Annotated in this window: 13 protein-coding genes and 1 pseudogene; 7 read left to right on the forward strand and 7 right to left on the reverse strand. The window is 42.6% G+C overall.

All coding sequences use genetic code 11. The features are described from left to right. Window positions 1–84 precede the first annotated feature (84 nt). Window positions 85–1,344: a dicarboxylate/amino acid:cation symporter gene (locus tag A3712_RS08255; RefSeq protein ID WP_063523032.1), complete on the forward strand. Its 1,260-nt coding sequence runs from the start codon at window positions 85–87 to the stop codon at window positions 1,342–1,344. Window positions 1,345–1,457: 113 nt separating this feature from the next. Here A3712_RS08255 and A3712_RS08260 read toward each other — a convergent pair whose 3' ends face one another. The 6 genes from A3712_RS08260 to A3712_RS08285 form a co-directional block, all read right to left on the reverse strand. After that, window positions 1,458–2,039, reverse strand: coding sequence for a TetR/AcrR family transcriptional regulator (locus A3712_RS08260; protein ID WP_063523033.1), 582 nt, complete (start codon window positions 2,037–2,039; stop codon window positions 1,458–1,460). Between the two features lie 306 nt (window positions 2,040–2,345). Beyond that, window positions 2,346–2,741 carry a hypothetical protein gene (locus tag A3712_RS08265; RefSeq protein WP_063523034.1) on the reverse strand — a complete coding sequence of 132 codons (396 nt, stop codon included), beginning with the start codon at window positions 2,739–2,741 and terminating at the stop codon, window positions 2,346–2,348. Between the two features lie 11 nt (window positions 2,742–2,752). Further along, window positions 2,753–4,003 carry a hypothetical protein gene (locus A3712_RS08270; protein ID WP_063523035.1) on the reverse strand — a complete coding sequence of 417 codons (1,251 nt, stop codon included), beginning with the start codon at window positions 4,001–4,003 and terminating at the stop codon, window positions 2,753–2,755. A 12-nt stretch (window positions 4,004–4,015) separates the two neighbouring features. After that, complete coding sequence (locus A3712_RS08275; protein ID WP_063523036.1) at window positions 4,016–5,635, reverse strand: methyl-accepting chemotaxis protein; 1,620 nt, start codon at window positions 5,633–5,635, stop codon at window positions 4,016–4,018. 116 nt (window positions 5,636–5,751) lie between these two features. Continuing rightward, window positions 5,752–6,948, reverse strand: a complete 1,197-nt coding sequence (locus A3712_RS08280; protein ID WP_063523037.1) for an EAL domain-containing response regulator — start codon at window positions 6,946–6,948, stop codon at window positions 5,752–5,754. 14 nt (window positions 6,949–6,962) lie between these two features. Beyond that, a complete protein-coding gene (locus A3712_RS08285; RefSeq protein ID WP_063523038.1) occupies window positions 6,963–11,237 on the reverse strand; it encodes an ATP-binding protein in 4,275 nt (1,424 codons plus the stop codon). A gap of 541 nt (window positions 11,238–11,778) precedes the next feature. On the opposite strand from A3712_RS08285, the gene A3712_RS08290 reads away from it, so the two are divergent. The 5 genes from A3712_RS08290 to A3712_RS08310 all read left to right on the forward strand — a co-directional run bounded on the left by A3712_RS08290 (window position 11,779) and on the right by A3712_RS08310 (window position 14,259). Then, complete coding sequence (locus A3712_RS08290) at window positions 11,779–12,027, forward strand: hypothetical protein (RefSeq protein ID WP_063523039.1); 249 nt, start codon at window positions 11,779–11,781, stop codon at window positions 12,025–12,027. 109 nt (window positions 12,028–12,136) lie between these two features. Then, a complete protein-coding gene (locus A3712_RS08295; protein WP_063523040.1) occupies window positions 12,137–12,715 on the forward strand; it encodes a septation protein A in 579 nt (192 codons plus the stop codon). Window positions 12,716–12,979: 264 nt separating this feature from the next. Continuing rightward, window positions 12,980–13,378, forward strand: a complete 399-nt coding sequence (gene yciA / locus A3712_RS08300; protein ID WP_004741235.1) for an acyl-CoA thioester hydrolase YciA — start codon at window positions 12,980–12,982, stop codon at window positions 13,376–13,378. A 187-nt stretch (window positions 13,379–13,565) separates the two neighbouring features. Then, window positions 13,566–13,862 carry a YciI family protein gene (locus A3712_RS08305; protein ID WP_017631803.1) on the forward strand — a complete coding sequence of 99 codons (297 nt, stop codon included), beginning with the start codon at window positions 13,566–13,568 and terminating at the stop codon, window positions 13,860–13,862. A 1-nt stretch (window position 13,863) separates the two neighbouring features. Further along, on the forward strand, window positions 13,864–14,259 hold the full coding sequence (locus A3712_RS08310) for a GspS/AspS pilotin family protein (RefSeq protein WP_063523041.1): 396 nt from the start codon (window positions 13,864–13,866) through the stop codon (window positions 14,257–14,259). Between the two features lie 83 nt (window positions 14,260–14,342). Here A3712_RS08310 and A3712_RS26640 read toward each other — a convergent pair. Continuing rightward, window positions 14,343–14,720: pseudogene (locus A3712_RS26640) on the reverse strand (5-methyltetrahydropteroyltriglutamate--homocysteine S-methyltransferase); the annotation flags it as partial. A gap of 312 nt (window positions 14,721–15,032) precedes the next feature. Here A3712_RS26640 and A3712_RS08315 point away from each other — a divergent pair. Further along, window positions 15,033–15,944: a LysR substrate-binding domain-containing protein gene (locus tag A3712_RS08315; protein ID WP_063523042.1), complete on the forward strand. Its 912-nt coding sequence runs from the start codon at window positions 15,033–15,035 to the stop codon at window positions 15,942–15,944. Window positions 15,945–16,015: the final 71 nt, after the last annotated feature.

Consider the following 16,015-nt stretch of genomic DNA (forward strand, 5'->3'; position numbering starts at 1 on the left):
AACTCTTCGCGAAATATTTATCCAATGGTACATCGTACATTGGTGAGTAGTTCTGGGAATTTTATATTTAGTAGCACAGAGGTTATGGAAGTGTTAAAAGAAAAGAGTTTAATAAGCAACATTGGCGTTCAAGTCGTTATTGCAATGTTCATCGGTACCCTAGTTGGTGCGATGATGGGTGACAGCGCAACAATGTTCGCTCCACTGGGTGCTATCTTCATCAACTTGATCAAGATGCTGGTTATCCCTCTAGTTGCGGTTGCCCTAATCTCAGGTGCAGCAGGCCTAGGTAATAGCTCATCTGCTGGTAAGGTTGGTATCACAACCCTAGGTTACTTCGCACTAACGTCTGCACTTGCTGTAGCGCTAGCGCTTGTAATGGGCGAAGTATTTGAACCAGGTCGTGGTATCGATGTTTCTGGCGTAGAAGGCATGTTCTCTTCTGAGTACGCTGCGAAAGGCGAACTGCCAACGTTCTGGGCAACTATCACCGGCATGATCCCTACCAACGTTTTCCAATCATTGAACGAAGCAAACATTCTGCAAATCCTAGTTTTCTGCTTGTTCTTTGGTATTGCGCTTTCTAAGCAAGCGAAAGAAAAGCGTGATCCTATCATCAATGGCGTAAATGCGATTGTTGACGCGATGGTTTGGATGATCAACAAGGTAATGATCATCGCTCCACTTGGTGTATTTGGTCTAATGGCTGAAGCGGTAGGTACATTCGGTTTTGGCGCACTAATGGTTGTGTTTAAACTGTTTGTTGTTTACATCGCCGCTATCCTGATCTTCGGCTTTGTTGCTTACCCGCTAATGATTCAAATCTTCACTAAGACTTCAGCTAAGAAGTTCCTAGTTGCAATGAAGAAGCCTCAAGCGGTTGCTCTTTCAACAGCATCTTCAATGGCTACACTGCCTGTAACCATGGACACTGTAGAAAACGAGCTAGGTGTACGTAACTCTACGGCTTCGTTCGTTCTACCGCTCGGTGCAACGATCAATATGTCTGGTAACGCGATTTACTACGGCCTAGTGGCTATCTTCTTCGCACAGCTATTCAACATCGACCTGTCTATGGGTGCTTACGTTGCTATCATCGTAACATCAACATTAGGCGCAGTTGGTCAAGCAGGTGTTCCTGGTCCTTCTTTCCTAGTTGTTGCCGTTCTTCTGGCGGCTGGTATCCCTATCGAAGGTTTACCACTGTTGTTCGCTCTAGACCGTATCTTCGACATGATTCGTACAGCACTGAACATCACTGGTGATGCAGCATGTGCAGTTATCGTTGACTCTCTAATTGAAGACGAAGCAAAAGAAGCTGAACTACAGAAGAAACAAGCATAAATTTTGATTACATCGAAAAAAAAGCCACTCTATGAGTGGCTTTTTACATTTTAAGATAAGGTCATTGCTGAGCTAAATTCATAGGCTCCAGCCTTTTTGATGTTCTACACACCTCAGTAAACGTAGCTATTTTCTTTCTTAAACAAGCTTGCGATAACTTCTTGATACTGCATCAAGTTAAATGTCGAGCTCTCAGAGTTGTACTTTTGCTGTCTAGTCTCTAAATAAGGCTGAGAAACCAGTGAACTTAACAGCATCTGATAATAATCAAAGTTGGATTCGTTACAGCCATCAACTAAATAAAGTAGGTTTTCAAGAGTTTTGTGATAGATGAAACCGAACTTAGATTCTTTTAACCTTTGCACATTGTCGTGATTAAAAGAGTTACCACCAAGGGTGAATAATAAAAATATATTTGGCGCTCTTTCCCAAAACTCAATAAGCTCTGAGATTAACTGTTGTAGCTGTATCCCTTCCACTCTTTGATATTTTGAAAACTGTTCCTTAAATCGATTTGTATGCTCTTCAATGAGCTGGTCAAAAAGCTGTTCTTTATTATTAAAGTAATAAAGAATTAAAGCAGGACTTACCCCTGCACATTTGGCAATAGAGCGAATTGATACTTTATTATAAGGCTGAGAAATAAATAACTTTTCTGCTGAACTTAATATTTCTTCTCTTTTTTCTTTTGGCATCAGATTGTATCCCGCCCGCTTGCTTACATTTACCACACATTTTATAACTCTAAGAAACAATCTCAATATGAAAAAAAACACATTTAATACACCGTTAGATAATCAAAACTTATAACTCTAAACTTAATGTTTTTTTAAATAGTATAATTAAAATCAAACTGAATAATTACTTTAAGAAACAATAACATATAGATAAACAATGTCATGTAAGGGTTTAGTAAGGCTAGCTATCTTAAATGTAAGGGAAATCAGCTTAAACGTAAGCCAATGTAAGAGTGGCGCTCATGTTGAGCGCCACATATAAAATTAAAGCTTTAAAATCACTTTAACTGTACTATCAACTAAAGATTCGTCGATATAAGCAATCGTATTTTTCGAGCTAGCAACCATGTTTTTTGCTAGGCTCTCCTGGCCAACAGCCTTAGGTGGCTGACCTTTACCCGTGAATACGCGCTTTGCCCAATATGCTTGCAACTGCGCTTCGGTTTTTTGAGTAATAGCTTGGTGAAATTCACCTTTCTTTGGGTGTCCGTCTTCCAAATCAACCGCTTCAATTTGTAGTGACTTGGCTTTTCCTAAGTACAACTTCTTAACCGTTGAAGCATCAAGCTCAGACATAGCAGGGTTACCAACTACAACTAGGCCACCGAATGCGTTCATGCTACTAAGAAGAGCAGCGACTACAAATGTTTTTTTCAACATGATTCTCTTCCTTAAAATACCGCATCAACTTTTACAGTGTACAAAATGTTATCGTCGTTCTTATATTCCGACGCTACACCACCATTAGTTGAACCAAAGCCAGTTAGGTAACTAATATCACCTTTTAGCGCAATATTCGGTAGGAAGTCCCAACGAGCACCAATGCTGTATGTTGTGCGCTGTGTGTTTAGCTTATCAGCCAATGCTTTTGCTGAACCATATGCGTATTTCGCAGACGCACTGGTTGGGTTTTGAAGTACATTTGCAAGCTGACGGTTAGCTTCTGCATTTCGCTCGTCATCGTCCTGCGTTTCCATGTGTGACACGGTAATGTAAGGCGTTACTTCATCTAGACGGTATGCTGCAGTTAAGTAAGCTGAATCCACATCGTAAAGAAATCCTTCAACGGTTGTGCGTGTCATTTCTGAAACCAGCATTAAGTTGCCGTTTTCGTATCGACCACCCAGACCATAAAACTTCGCTTTCTCGTCATCAAACGTTGTATTCAATGCTTCATTGTTGCCCACATTCCAGTTAGTCGAAGAACTGACCACAGCCTGGGCATACACAGCACGAAGCGTCCAAATATCATCAGTCCAGTTGACCACACCACCAGCAATATCATCAAACTGAGTATCCGCTTTGTAGGTGTTTCTTGAACCCGAAAGCTTCTGTGAACCAGCGAAGCCTTGGAACGATAGCATGCTGTCATCCAGCTCTACATCATAAATGAAGTCGACACCCGTTAGAGAGGTAAGCACCACTGAACCGTACACTTCATTAGGTACTCGTACACCAACTTGTGCGTACCCCACTTCTAGATAATCAGAGTACATGAACAGTGGTAAACGTAATTTACCACCACGAACCGTTAAGTTCGGCGTCACTTTGTGGCTTAAGAATGCCCACTCAATATCTGGAGACCAGTTCTCTTTTTTATTACCACGAGCAACCATTTGAACAACGGCTGAAGTTGACGCATTAACTTCGAACTCACCTTGTAAACCAAACAAAGAACCTTCATCAAAACGTACTTTATTCTCCGAATTCATGAAGGCGTGGCTTTGATTACCTAGTTGCATGTTCAAAGATGCGAAACCATTGAAACTAAATTTATCAGCAATTGAGTTTTGCTCTTTCGCTTCAAGGATAGCGACCTTTTTCTCTAGCTCGGCCAATTTTTGCTCATCTGAAGCATGTGCAGCAAACGTTGCTGCAAGCGCCACTGCTACAGGCAATAAGCGAAATGGGGAGTTAGTCATTATTGTTCTCCGTTATACTTTGAATTGTGATGTTGATTCGCTAAGCTCTGTCACGATGCCACTCAACTGGTGGCTCAGAGCTTCTAGTTGATCGGTAGACTGAGACACTTGGTGAGAGCACTGTCTAAAATCGTCCATATGGGTATGAATTTGTTTTGAAGCGCGAGCTTGATGCTCTGTCGTACTCGCTATCTGACGGTTCAGCTCAGTAATTTCTTCGACCTGGCCGCTAATTTCTAATAGGTAATCACCGGCATTTTGTGCATCCCCAACCGCTTGAGAAGAGCTGGCGAGACCTTGGTCCATCGCACCTACCGCCGCATTCGAACCCGACTTAAGCTCACCGAGTAAGGCATTAATCTCAGTTGCTGATTGTTGAGTGTTATTGGCGAGCACACGTACCTCATCGGAAACGACTGCGAAGCCGCGCCCATGCTCTCCTGCTCGAGCAGCTTCAATCGCTGCGTTTAGGGCCAATAGATTGGTTTGCTCGGCAACGCTTTGAATCGTGCTTAAAATTGAGCCAACATTGCTCGCATTCTTGTCCAGTTCTTTCAATTTGGTTGCGGTATCACGAATATTGCTCGCCAGTTCTTCTATCTCTTGGCTTGTTTTCAGCACCACTTGAGTACCCGTTTGAGCACTGGTATTGGCCTTTTGAGCTTGGGAGTCTGCATGTGATGCAAAGCCAACGACTTGTTCAATCAGAGCGATGATGTTGTTGACGGCATCGGTCACTTCTTCGATGTGATCACGCTGGGTGCTGTTCAAGGCTAAGGTTTGATTGGACTCAGTACGGATTTTGTCGCTCACAACCTCAAGCTCTTGCCCAATGCTTAACGTGCTTGCAATGATCCCTTGAAGCTTCTCAATGAACTGATTAACACTTTGTACTAAGGTTGCTATTTCATCTTTGCCGGAATAATCGATGCGAACGGTTAAATCACCATCTCCGGTTGCGATTGCTTGCATTTTCTCAGTGACAAGCAGGATTGAACTGATGACAGATTTGAAAATCGCATAGCCCACTATAAAAACAGACAAGACAAAGAAAACGCCAAGCCAGATTGACTGCTGAGCAGCATCGTTTGCGGCATTCTCTGAGTGCAATATGGTGTTTACGACATTTTGACTCGCAGATGAGCGAAGTACTCTACTTGCCGCAAGTAACGAATTATATTCAGCAGTGAGTGCATTCGATCTTGCAGTCAGATTCTCGAAGGAGTCGTTCAAGTTAATAAAATCTATACTTAACGCGTACGCGGAATCCGTGTACTTTTTTAGCGAGGTCGACAGTTTGTTGAATGCTTGCGCCTGTGAAGGTAAAATATTGGCTCCTTTACTGGCTTCAACTTGAAGTTCAGAGGATATTTGGCGTGCATAGTCGAGAGCCTGCTCATCTTCCATGATCACAGCAGCTTCGAACTGCTGTTGAACATTGGGCAGCAGCGAGTGAATTTTAGTGGCGTGCTCTAATGCAGGGTAATAACTTAATTCTAACTTAGTTAGTCGTTGGCTATTATCGCGGTGAATAAAAACATTAATGGTTATTATCGCCGCTAAACTGAGCGAGATAATAGATAAAAGAACGACGAATTGTACTTTTATATTGATATAACGAGACAGCAGCATAAGGTTCTATTGAATTAGCGCAAATTGATAATTATGTTACCGCCAGTTCACTTTTATCGGTGAACACATTCACTAAACAAATATCACTTTATGTTTAAATGGCTCCCCTATTATCCCTACGCCAGTAAATTGAACTCGGTTATTTTCTTTTCCCAGCTACTTTTCCACTCAGGCAGTTGATCAGCTGGCATCGGACGTGCAATAAAATACCCTTGAGCCAATGTATCTTTATTACTCATTGAGCGTATATCTTTCCAAATTGATGTATCTTCAATACCCTCTGCTACAGTCGTTAAATCCAATAATTTAGCGAGGTAAAGTGAAGCTCTCACAATTGCTCGACTAGAGCGGCTTTGCTGGATGTTTTTAACGAAGTCGATATCCAGTTTCAATGCAGAAAATGGCAGATCATCGAGTTGTTTCAGTGAGGAGTAACCCGTTCCGAAATCGTCAATTGCGAGCGGAATACCACGCATGCATATTCTTGTTGTAGACGCTAAAGCAAGCGCAACACTTTCAACTAGATCGGATTCCGTTAACTCCAGTTTAATCTGTTCAACATCTAACCTACCGTTATCGATAAGCTTAAAGATATGATCGACAATTTCACCGTCGATCATATCTTTCGCTGTTAAGTTCAAGACAAACCTTCGGCTGCATAGGAAGCGTTGATCGTTAATCGCTTGCTCGAGTAACTGCTTCAAAACATTTAGCATTAACCCTGAATCAATGAGACGCGTCAAAAAGAAAAATGGACTAAGGACACCATAGTGGGGATGCTGCCAACGAATTAACGATTCACTCTCCGTCCACTCTCCCGTGTGAATACAGACGATGGGTTGATAGTGCAAAACCATCTCATGGTTCTCGACAGCCTTTACAATGTCCTCATCAGTGATCACGATATCTCGATTTGAACTTAAAGCCGATTCTGGTTTTTTAGTATCCCTGCTTACCAGCTTTAACAGCCGTGCGCGATCAATCGGCTTTTCTAATACACCCAATAAATTGAGATTAAATGCCTTACACATTTTACTAGCTGCATCGAGCACGGTTTGGTTTTCAGCACTCGTTATGATGATATTGCCCTTGAAGTTCAAATTAGCTAACCGTTTTAGCAATTCGATCCCATCTATCATTGGCATATTGAGGTCACACAATATTAGGTCGACCGAAGACTGTTCAATGTGGTCTAAAGCCTTACACCCACACTCGAAAGAATGAACCATACCGACACTTAAGCTGTTCAATACCATGGTCATGACATTCAACTGAAAGGGGTGGTCTTCGATTACAACAATATTTTGATCCATAGTGTTCCCTTAGCCTATTGAGCATACGTCGTGTAGAAGCTTTGTAACTTCTGCGTTAGTCGCTCCACTTCATGGAAATACTCTAAGTATCCACCTCTTTGGTTTGCAGAGGCGTCTTCTAGCTGCTGCAGTTGCTCAGCCAGCTCAGTACTGCCAACCATCTTCGCTGCACCTTTCATTTTATGGACAACTTGTTTGATCTCATCGAGGCTCTCGCTCTCACATGCAGCGAGTAACAAAGGCAAGTCTGAGCAGTGACTCAGAATAAAATCCTTGATGATCTGCTCGATGAGATCCTGATCTCCAAATAATTCCATCAGGTTTTGAATATCAATGGGCGCAAGGCTAGTTTCAACACTCGCATCGTTGGCCACTAACGGGCTAACAGCCGGTGTGCCTCTCATAAGATGCTTATTGATCGTGTCACCAATCACTTTGAGCTTGGTAGGCTTAGACAAAAAGTCATCCATGCCAATCTCAAAACATTTGTCATTTTCACCCTTAACAGCGTTTGCTGTCAGCGCAATGATAGGCAATCGAGGTATATTGTAACTTTGCTCTTTCGAACGAATCTGTTTCGTTAGCTCATAGCCATCCATCTCAGGCATATGACAGTCTGTGATAAGTAAGCCATAGTCTTGCTTATCGAGCACCGCTAGCGCTTCTCTACCGTTATCTACCATATCGGCATGAAAACCTAGCTGCTCGATCTGCTTAATAATGATCTGTTGGTTAATTGGGTGATCTTCCGCAATCAGTATCAGCCTATTATTTTCCATCGCCGATTCGCGTGATTCAGTGCTTAATCGTAAGTTGTTTTCTTCCTTTACGACTTCTTCGACAAAGGTTGGATTATTGCTTAAGCAGTGTCTTAGCTGTGAAGGCAGTAATGGGTTCGCCGATAAATTCCAACCTAACTTACAAAGTGCAGGTGAAAGCATTCCATGTTCGCTTAGACAGATAAAATGCACGCTCTCGTCAGGAGAATCCATACTCTGAGCAAGCTCATGAGGGACGAACACAAAGCCAGGCTCAATGGTCTCTACCCAATGCGCCAACTCTTTCGTAGTTTGCACGCTCTTTGCAATCACCTTAATCCCCCAAGATGTCAGGTAGCTCTCCAACTCTTGATGCTGCATGAAGGTTTTGGTGAGCAAAGCGACTTTACCTGTCATATCTTGATACTGGTTATCATCAAGTGATGTCAGAGGTACTGAGATAGTAAATGTTGAACCTAAGTTCACCTTACTTGTCACGTTCAGTGTCCCGCCCATTTGCTCTATCAATTGCTTCGAGATAGTCAACCCAAGGCCCGAGCCACCATACTTTCTCGTAGTGCCTTCATCGGCCTGCACGAAAGGTCTAAATAAATTTCGGATATGCTCTTCGCTAATGCCGATTCCGCTATCGAAAACTTCAAAACAGACTTGTTGCTGGCCATCGTTTTGACTGACTAACTTCGTCGTTAAACCAACAGTTCCATGCTCAGTAAATTTAATCGCATTGCTCAAAAGGTTATTCAGTACTTGCCCGAGGCGGATGTCGTCCATCAATACCGAGTCTTTTAATTCAGGGTCTCGCCAGAACTTGAACTGCAAACCTTTGGCATGCGCCTGCCTTGCCTGCAGCTGAATTACCCTAAGAGTCAAGGTATCCAGACTTGCAGGCTGGTAATCCAAAGTCAGCTTACCTGCCTCAATTTTAGAGAAATCAAGAATGTCGTTAACGATGTGCAATAAGTTATTAGCGGACTGGCTTAACGTTGTATGAATCTTTTGTACTTCATGACCCACTTCATATTGCTCGGAAAGCTCTAACAAACTCACAATACCACCAAGGGGCGTTCGGATCTCATGACTCATGTTGGCTAGAAATCTCGATTTCGCCTCGGTAGCCGCAATCGCACTCTGCCTTGCCTGAGTAAGCTCTCCTTGCTGCTGCTTTAGCTCGGTAATATCCGTCAGTACAGAATCCCACTCATAGTAATCACCACGATCGGATATTTTGCTTTGTAGGTTAAGCCAGCGATTCTGGTTCTCGATATTGACGCCAATATCCAGACTCAATTTTCCATCTTTGTTGCCACAACGTATTTTTCGAATCAGAGTACGGCGATCTTTCGCATTTAACGGCGCAAAGAAGCTCGTTGGAGAACGACGTAATTGAGATGGCGTAAGCCCAAGAAGTTCTTCGATTCCATTGCTGATAAACACGAACTCGATATCGTGTAAACTTCGCTTAGGCTGGATGTGTTGTATCACCGCACCGTGTAAATTGTTCGCGAGTTTTTGGACGCGGTCATCTGCACTTTTAGCGATTTTTTTCGCTTCATACAATTCAGTCAAATCATCGAGAATCGTTACTGAACCTTCGATATTTCCATTGGAAATGTACGGGCACTTCCAGTACGCGTAATGCTTACTGCCAAATGGCGAGACCACCTCTTTTTCCAAACGAGGCAAAACATTCCCTTTGTGGATCATGGCGTCTTCGTCTGGATTATTAATGATTGCTGCTTCTATTAAGTCAAAATCCTTAAGCGCCCTAGCCACACTGTTGAAACTCACAAGTTGGTTATCTAGATCACGTACCACAATTGGAAATGGCATTGCGTTAAGTAGTGAACGCTCGAACTCGACTTGATGCTTCAACGCAGACTCAGCACGCTTACGGTCCTCAACCTCACGGCTTAATTTCCAGCTCCATGCCATGATCGCCATGATAAGAACGGATGCGACAGAAATAAGAATGGCAGCACCCAAAATCACATCTTTAGTGTCAACTCCAGATTCGTAAGAAACATCTAACCAATTCTTTTTAATTTGCTGGAATTTATGATGTGGAATCGCAAACAGCGCTTTATTGATAATGTTTCCTAATATCTCTTGATCAGCTTCCACGCTGTAAGCTACAGGAACATCATTGTCTTTAGAAAGTAGGCTAATTACTCGCAAGTACCCTGAATACTGTCCTTGAAGAAGCGGTGATGCTAGATACAAAGAGAGCATTGCAGAGTCAACTTGCCCTTTATCAACCGCCTCTAATACTCGCTCAACCGAGTCATACTTTTTTATTGGGCAAGCTTCGCAGTAACGCTTGGCCAATTGGGAGCCAACGCTATCGTCAGTAGTACCAATAATAGCGTTCTGAGAAAGCTCACCAAACACATTGACCTTGTTACTATCGCTTTTACCAATCAGCGCCCACGGCTCAACCATAAAAGGTTTTGAGTAAAGGTGACGATCGTCCACACCAGCAAAAGGAGTCGCTTTAGTATGGATCAGGGGTAGAGAAACCGTTTGTAAGTCGTTCCCTTCGATACCGAAGTCATTTTCAAAAATGAAATTTAGACCAGTAAGTCGAGAGATCTCATTCAAGATATCAATAGAAATACCATCAGGCTGCCCTTCACTGTTCACAAATGAAATCGGCTTTGAATCACGAATGTACGACACATAGATATTGGGGTTCAGTGATAGGTATTGCTGCTCTTTTTCCGTCAATAACAACTTATTTTTGCTAACAACCAGTAATAGACGCCTTTGTATTTCGTTTAACCATTTCTTATGGATATTAACGATTTGATTAGGCTTATCTTGGTTAATTGAAGTATTGATGATGTTCAATAGCTTCCTATTTTCAGGAGTATCAAGAAAAGCGATAACGTAGTTATTCAGAGGCAAGCCATCATGTAAATTCACAGACAGCGATGCATCATAGGGGCTATTCATCAACTTACTGTGTAACAACACGCCATCATCCACAACTGCGAGAACTTTCTCACGTGCAACAGCGGCTATCGCATCCTGATATGATGAGTATGATTTAAATGAAGAAAACGGAAGTAAGGACTTTACAGACGATGCATTGCTCGAGTTTTCAAAGTATGCAAGCTTGCGTCCTTTCATGAGCAAATGACTCTCGATAGGTTCGCTGCTCAAACTGATCATTCGGCTCGATAAAATCGGTTTCGAGTAGATAACACCACCACTTGAAACATTTTGTTCTGCCGTGATGATGGCGTCCACGTCACCCGTTTTTAGCATATTGTTAAGTTCAGACGGTGACTGGTAACCAACAAACTCTACACCATCAAGTCCATCTTTCACGTAGAAATCAACTAAGTCCGGCAATAAACCCGAAACCTCTCCTTGTTGTGATTGAGCATAAGGAGCAAAATCTGAGATTTGAGTTCCCAGTTGAATTGATTCATCAGCTTGTGCTTTGTGTGATGCGAAAAACACCAATGTAATCAAAGAAAATAACTGAAAGAAAAAGATACGGTACATGATAAACCTGACGTTATAGCAGCAGCGTGCTTTATAACGTCAACTTCACAGCTATTCAGCAAGTAGCGTTAAACAAAATATTGATAATGTTTAATAAGCTAACCTCTCCCCCATGCAGTAAGAGTTTTCGCATGCTGATATAATACACTCGTCTACTTTCGGCAGTTCCTCAAATTGAAACTCTTCAGCTTACGCATGAATCAAATCTCAATTGGCTAATCACCAAGACTAATACCCTAAAAAAGCTTTTCGATATGGGAACGAATCAGTTTGACTCAACAACAGCGCATTAATTCTCAAATTGAAGGCGAAAATTGCCCCTCAAAATAAAACTATTACTTAGCAGCTACGTATTGTCTCGTGAGAACAGAGAACACAGACATTTAACTAATTGAAAAAGTGACTATTTCAATTTGGTACGGGAAATGTTCCGGAAAACTAGACAAAATGGCATTTGATTTGCTTTGTCATAGATAACCCAACCAATATACAGCAGGTTGCACTAATTATTACCACTGCAGCTTGTCACGGAGGATAGGCTATGACCTTACGAAGACATACGTATTACGGCTTGATTCACCACGGGATAAAAACCTTATTAATGGATAGAGTTGGTCATTTCACTGAGCGTGAATATCATGAGTATCTTGACCTAACGACCGGAAAATCCACCTGCTTCGCGATGAGTGAACAAGAATTAGAGAACACTTTAGACAATCTCAAGAGCGAAGGTTATCTAGAAGATATCAAGAAGCTGATCCCTCGCTACCAAACGTCATCGACGCGTTGAAATTCTGCTGGCTTCAATCAATTTAATACCCAACTGTCTCGGGCTGTTTTGCATCGAGGCAATTTTGGTTAGACTGTCGGTAACTCAACTAACCGGATACTCAGTCCACATGAAACAAATTCTTGACTTCATCCCTCTCATCATTTTTTTCGCGCTGTACAAGATGTACGACATCTATACGGCTACCGGGGCATTGATTGTCGCTTCTGCACTTCAAATCGTTTTGACGTACTTCATCTACAAAAAAGTAGAAAAAATGCAGATGATAACGTTTCTGATGGTCGCAGCATTTGGTGGAATGACTATATTCTTACACGACGACAACTTCATTAAATGGAAAGTCACGATCGTCTATGCCTTATTTTCTATTGGCCTAACCGCAAGCCACCTTATGGGGAAACCTGCGATTAAAGGCATGTTGGGCAAAGAGATTACACTTCCGGAAGCGGTGTGGAGCAAGATCAACTGGGCTTGGACATTCTTCTTCACCCTATGCGCAATCATCAACGTGTATGTTGCTTTTAACCTACCATTGGATGTGTGGGTCAACTTCAAGGTGTTTGGCCTGCTAATAGCAACATTACTATTCACACTGCTAACGGGTTTATACATCTACAAGCATTTACCAAAAGAACAACTACAAAAAGAGCAGCAAGAACTAACTGATAAAAATACTAACGAGAAGTAACCCCAAGGGGTGAGTCCTCATTCCGTTTTTGTTACAATTCTTGTCAATATGCTATACCTAGCGGCCAATGATACTCGTGATCATTGGCCGTTGGTTTTTTTGTGTTGCGGACACTGGTCAAAATAAAGCCTATTATTTAATGTAAATCGCACTAAATTATTGGCTATCTGATCTCTGTTGTTCATTGCGCTCGTTTGCAAATGCGCTTCACCAACCAACACTTCTGTTTTTATTTAGATAATCAATACCACCAAGAGTACAACAATGACGATTCAATCAACTTTGAACCCAATTGGTTCCCTACTTCTTCGCACATTAGCGATGCCTTCTGATACCAATGCAGCAGGTCAAATCTTCGGTGGTTGGATAATGTCTCAGCTCGACCTGGCCGGCGGCATCTTGGCCAAAGAGATCTCTAACGGCAAGATAGTTACCGTGTCAGTATCGAGCATTGAATTCAAGCAACCCGTATCCGTTGGTGACGTGGTATGTGTTTATGGCGATTGCACTAAGATTGGTCGTAGCTCGATGAATATCGACTTGGAAGTGTGGGTGAAACCGGTTCTGGATCACGGCATTGGCGACCGCTACAAGGTATGTGGTGCAACATTCAACTACGTAGCCGTTGATGAAAGTGGCAAGCCTCGAACCATTAAAAAATAAGCCAGCTTGCTTCGGGAATGGTCTTTAGTCTCAACCAGTGAAACCACTAAAGACCATCCAAGTCTCTCGCACCAATTCACAATTTCTTATCATTAGCTCTTCCAATACCAATTAGTTCGCGTAAATTAGCAAGATAACTACTTTATAATCTCCCCAATGCAGTGAAGAAAAATAAGGATATGCCAATATGTGGTACGTGATTTTCTCTCAAGATGTCGAAAATTCATTAGAAAAACGCCTCAGTGTTCGCCCACAACACCTAGAACGCCTACAAACACTTCACGATGAAGGCCGACTATTAACAGCGGGTCCAATGCCAGCGATTGATTCAGATAACCCAGGCGAAGCTGGTTTCACAGGTTCAACGGTAATCGCTGAGTTTAACTCTTTAGAAGACGCACAGGCATGGGCAGACGCAGATCCGTATATCGAAGCTGGCGTCTACCAAAATGTCATCGTAAAGCCATTCAAAAAAGTATTTTAACGTGAAAAAATGGATTATCGCCTCACTGACAGCTGCTCTGCTTGCAGGCTGCGCTTCAAGTGAGCAAGACCAGCAAAGACAACTCGAGATGATGGCGCAGCACCGTGCTGGCGTATTATCTGCGGGCCTGCCGATTGAGTATGGTCCACTATCAGTTATGCGAGTTCTGGCGAAAAACACCGTGATAGAAATCATGATGATTTACAACCAAGATGCTAAAGGTGCTAAGCCTTTAAACCAAGTTGTCGATATGAGTGTGAATAGCTACTGTACTAACTCAGAAGTAAGAGTAAACCTAGACATGGGCTTGGCTTACAACATCAAGATCCGTAACACACGCGGACAACTGATGGTTGAGAAGCTGATAAGCAAAGATACTTGTCAGATCGCCAATTAAGGTTAGAGATTCGAACAAATATGAACGTCAAAGCCTCGCAGTAGCGAGGCTTTTTGTTTTGAGTCATCTAGCTCTTGTGATAGTTAAGCTTCTGCTGACTCCCACTTTTTACGCAACTCCTTAGTCGCGGAGACTAGGTTAGTCAGTGCTGTTTCTGCGCAATTGCAAGTCTTTAGGCTACAATTTGTGTTTGCCCATCAGCGTTCTGTCGGGATCTTCTCAGCTGCTTTCTTAAACAGACCAATAATCCACTCTTGTGGTGGAATGTTTGGCGAGTGAATATCGTAAACAGTTGAGCCAATCGCATTCGGGTAGTTGAATTATTCAAACGCTTTAAGCAGTTCCATGTTCGAACGAGACGTCTCAATAGTAATCACATCAGCATCTAATGCGGCCACTGAATCAATGATTTCGTTGAACTCGCTGTAAAACATGTGGGTCTGAATTTGAGTTCGCGTTTTTCGCAGATACATAGGTAGCCAAGAATATGCGTTGTTGTGGTCATGAACCGATTCCTTATTCAATAATTATTAGGGCCTGTTGAAAATTGCGCTTTTCAAAAAGGCGTCTGGATGGCTAAACCATCTGTTGAATCAGCTCGACGAACAACGTCCAAATATTCATCTTGTTTATTAAAAATATTCATCACCAGCGAGTCAGAGATGAACATGGCCAAATCCATCTAGACATCTAGACGTTTACAAATGATAAAAAAACCCGTAGGGTAATTATTAAGAAATATTGAATTGGCTTAGGGAATATGAGGAAGACTCATGATAGAGCTTAAACATCTGCGAACCTTGACGACCTTAAGAGATAGCGGTTCACTCACAGCAACAGCAACCTCTCTTCACCTGACTCAGTCTGCGCTTTCTCATCAATTGAAGGATCTAGAGGCGCGTATTGGTGGGCAGTTGTTCCTACGCAAAACTCGGCCAGTAAAGTTCACCTCAGAGGGTGAGATCTTACTTAAGCTCGCCGATGAGATTCAGCCAAGAATCGCTAAAGCAGAGAATGAGCTCGCGAGTCTGAAAGAGGATGTGAATGGTCGCCTCCATATGGCGATCGAGTGTCACTCATGTTTTCAATGGTTAATGCCTGCTTTGAAAGAGTATCAAGTTGCTTGGCCAAGCGTGACTCTCGATTTCTCATCCGGTTTTGGCTTTGAACCGCTACCCGCGCTAATGGCCGGCGAGTTGGACCTAGTGATCACCTCAGATATTCAGCCTCGATCTGAGATCCACTATGAGCCACTTTTCGATTTCGAGATGCGTTTGATCACGGCGATTAACTCTCCTCTAGCTGAGAAACCAAGTATTGATCCCCAAGATCTTAGTAATCTCACGATGCTTTCGTACCCGGTTCAAAAGCAGCGTTTAGATGTGGTGAAACACTTCTTGCAACCTGCAGGTATTGAACCGAAGAAATGGAAACAAGCAGACAACACCTTGATGTTAGTGCAAATGGTATCAGCCGGGTTAGGAGTTGCAGCCTTACCAAACTGGGCAATCAGTGAGTTTTCAAGACAAGGATTAATTGCTAGTAAGTCGCTGGGTAAAGGGCTTTCAAGAAGACTATTCGCCGCGGTGAGAAATTCAGAGAAAGACAAGCGTTACCTGCAAGCATTCTTCAGCACAGCAAGGCAGCAGAGTAAGAGCCACCTAGATGGGATTGAAGTCGTTTAGTCAGTTATTAGATCAGCAAGACGTACAAAAACAAAAAAGTCACAGATTACCTGTGACTTTTTAGATTCCGC

It is taken from the genome of Vibrio sp. HI00D65 (assembly GCF_001635455.1).
In the GTDB taxonomy this organism is placed as follows: Bacteria; Pseudomonadota; Gammaproteobacteria; order Enterobacterales; family Vibrionaceae; genus Vibrio.

What these genes read in the sequence shown, in the direction of transcription:
- A3712_RS08275 (WP_063523036.1), bottom strand. Translation starts at nt 5,635, where the DNA reads ATGCTGCTGTCTCGTTATATCAATATAAAAGTACAATTCGTCGTTCTT.
- A3712_RS08285 (WP_063523038.1), bottom strand. Translation starts at nt 11,237, where the DNA reads ATGTACCGTATCTTTTTCTTTCAGTTATTTTCTTTGATTACATTGGTG.
- A3712_RS08295 (WP_063523040.1), top strand. Translation starts at nt 12,137, where the DNA reads ATGAAACAAATTCTTGACTTCATCCCTCTCATCATTTTTTTCGCGCTG.
- A3712_RS08315 (WP_063523042.1), top strand. Translation starts at nt 15,033, where the DNA reads ATGATAGAGCTTAAACATCTGCGAACCTTGACGACCTTAAGAGATAGC.
- yciA (WP_004741235.1), top strand. Translation starts at nt 12,980, where the DNA reads ATGACGATTCAATCAACTTTGAACCCAATTGGTTCCCTACTTCTTCGC.
- A3712_RS08290 (WP_063523039.1), top strand. Translation starts at nt 11,779, where the DNA reads ATGACCTTACGAAGACATACGTATTACGGCTTGATTCACCACGGGATA.
- A3712_RS08305 (WP_017631803.1), top strand. Translation starts at nt 13,566, where the DNA reads ATGTGGTACGTGATTTTCTCTCAAGATGTCGAAAATTCATTAGAAAAA.
- A3712_RS08270 (WP_063523035.1), bottom strand. Translation starts at nt 4,003, where the DNA reads ATGACTAACTCCCCATTTCGCTTATTGCCTGTAGCAGTGGCGCTTGCA.
- A3712_RS08280 (WP_063523037.1), bottom strand. Translation starts at nt 6,948, where the DNA reads ATGGATCAAAATATTGTTGTAATCGAAGACCACCCCTTTCAGTTGAAT.
- A3712_RS08255 (WP_063523032.1), top strand. Translation starts at nt 85, where the DNA reads ATGGAAGTGTTAAAAGAAAAGAGTTTAATAAGCAACATTGGCGTTCAA.
- A3712_RS08260 (WP_063523033.1), bottom strand. Translation starts at nt 2,039, where the DNA reads ATGCCAAAAGAAAAAAGAGAAGAAATATTAAGTTCAGCAGAAAAGTTA.
- A3712_RS08265 (WP_063523034.1), bottom strand. Translation starts at nt 2,741, where the DNA reads ATGTTGAAAAAAACATTTGTAGTCGCTGCTCTTCTTAGTAGCATGAAC.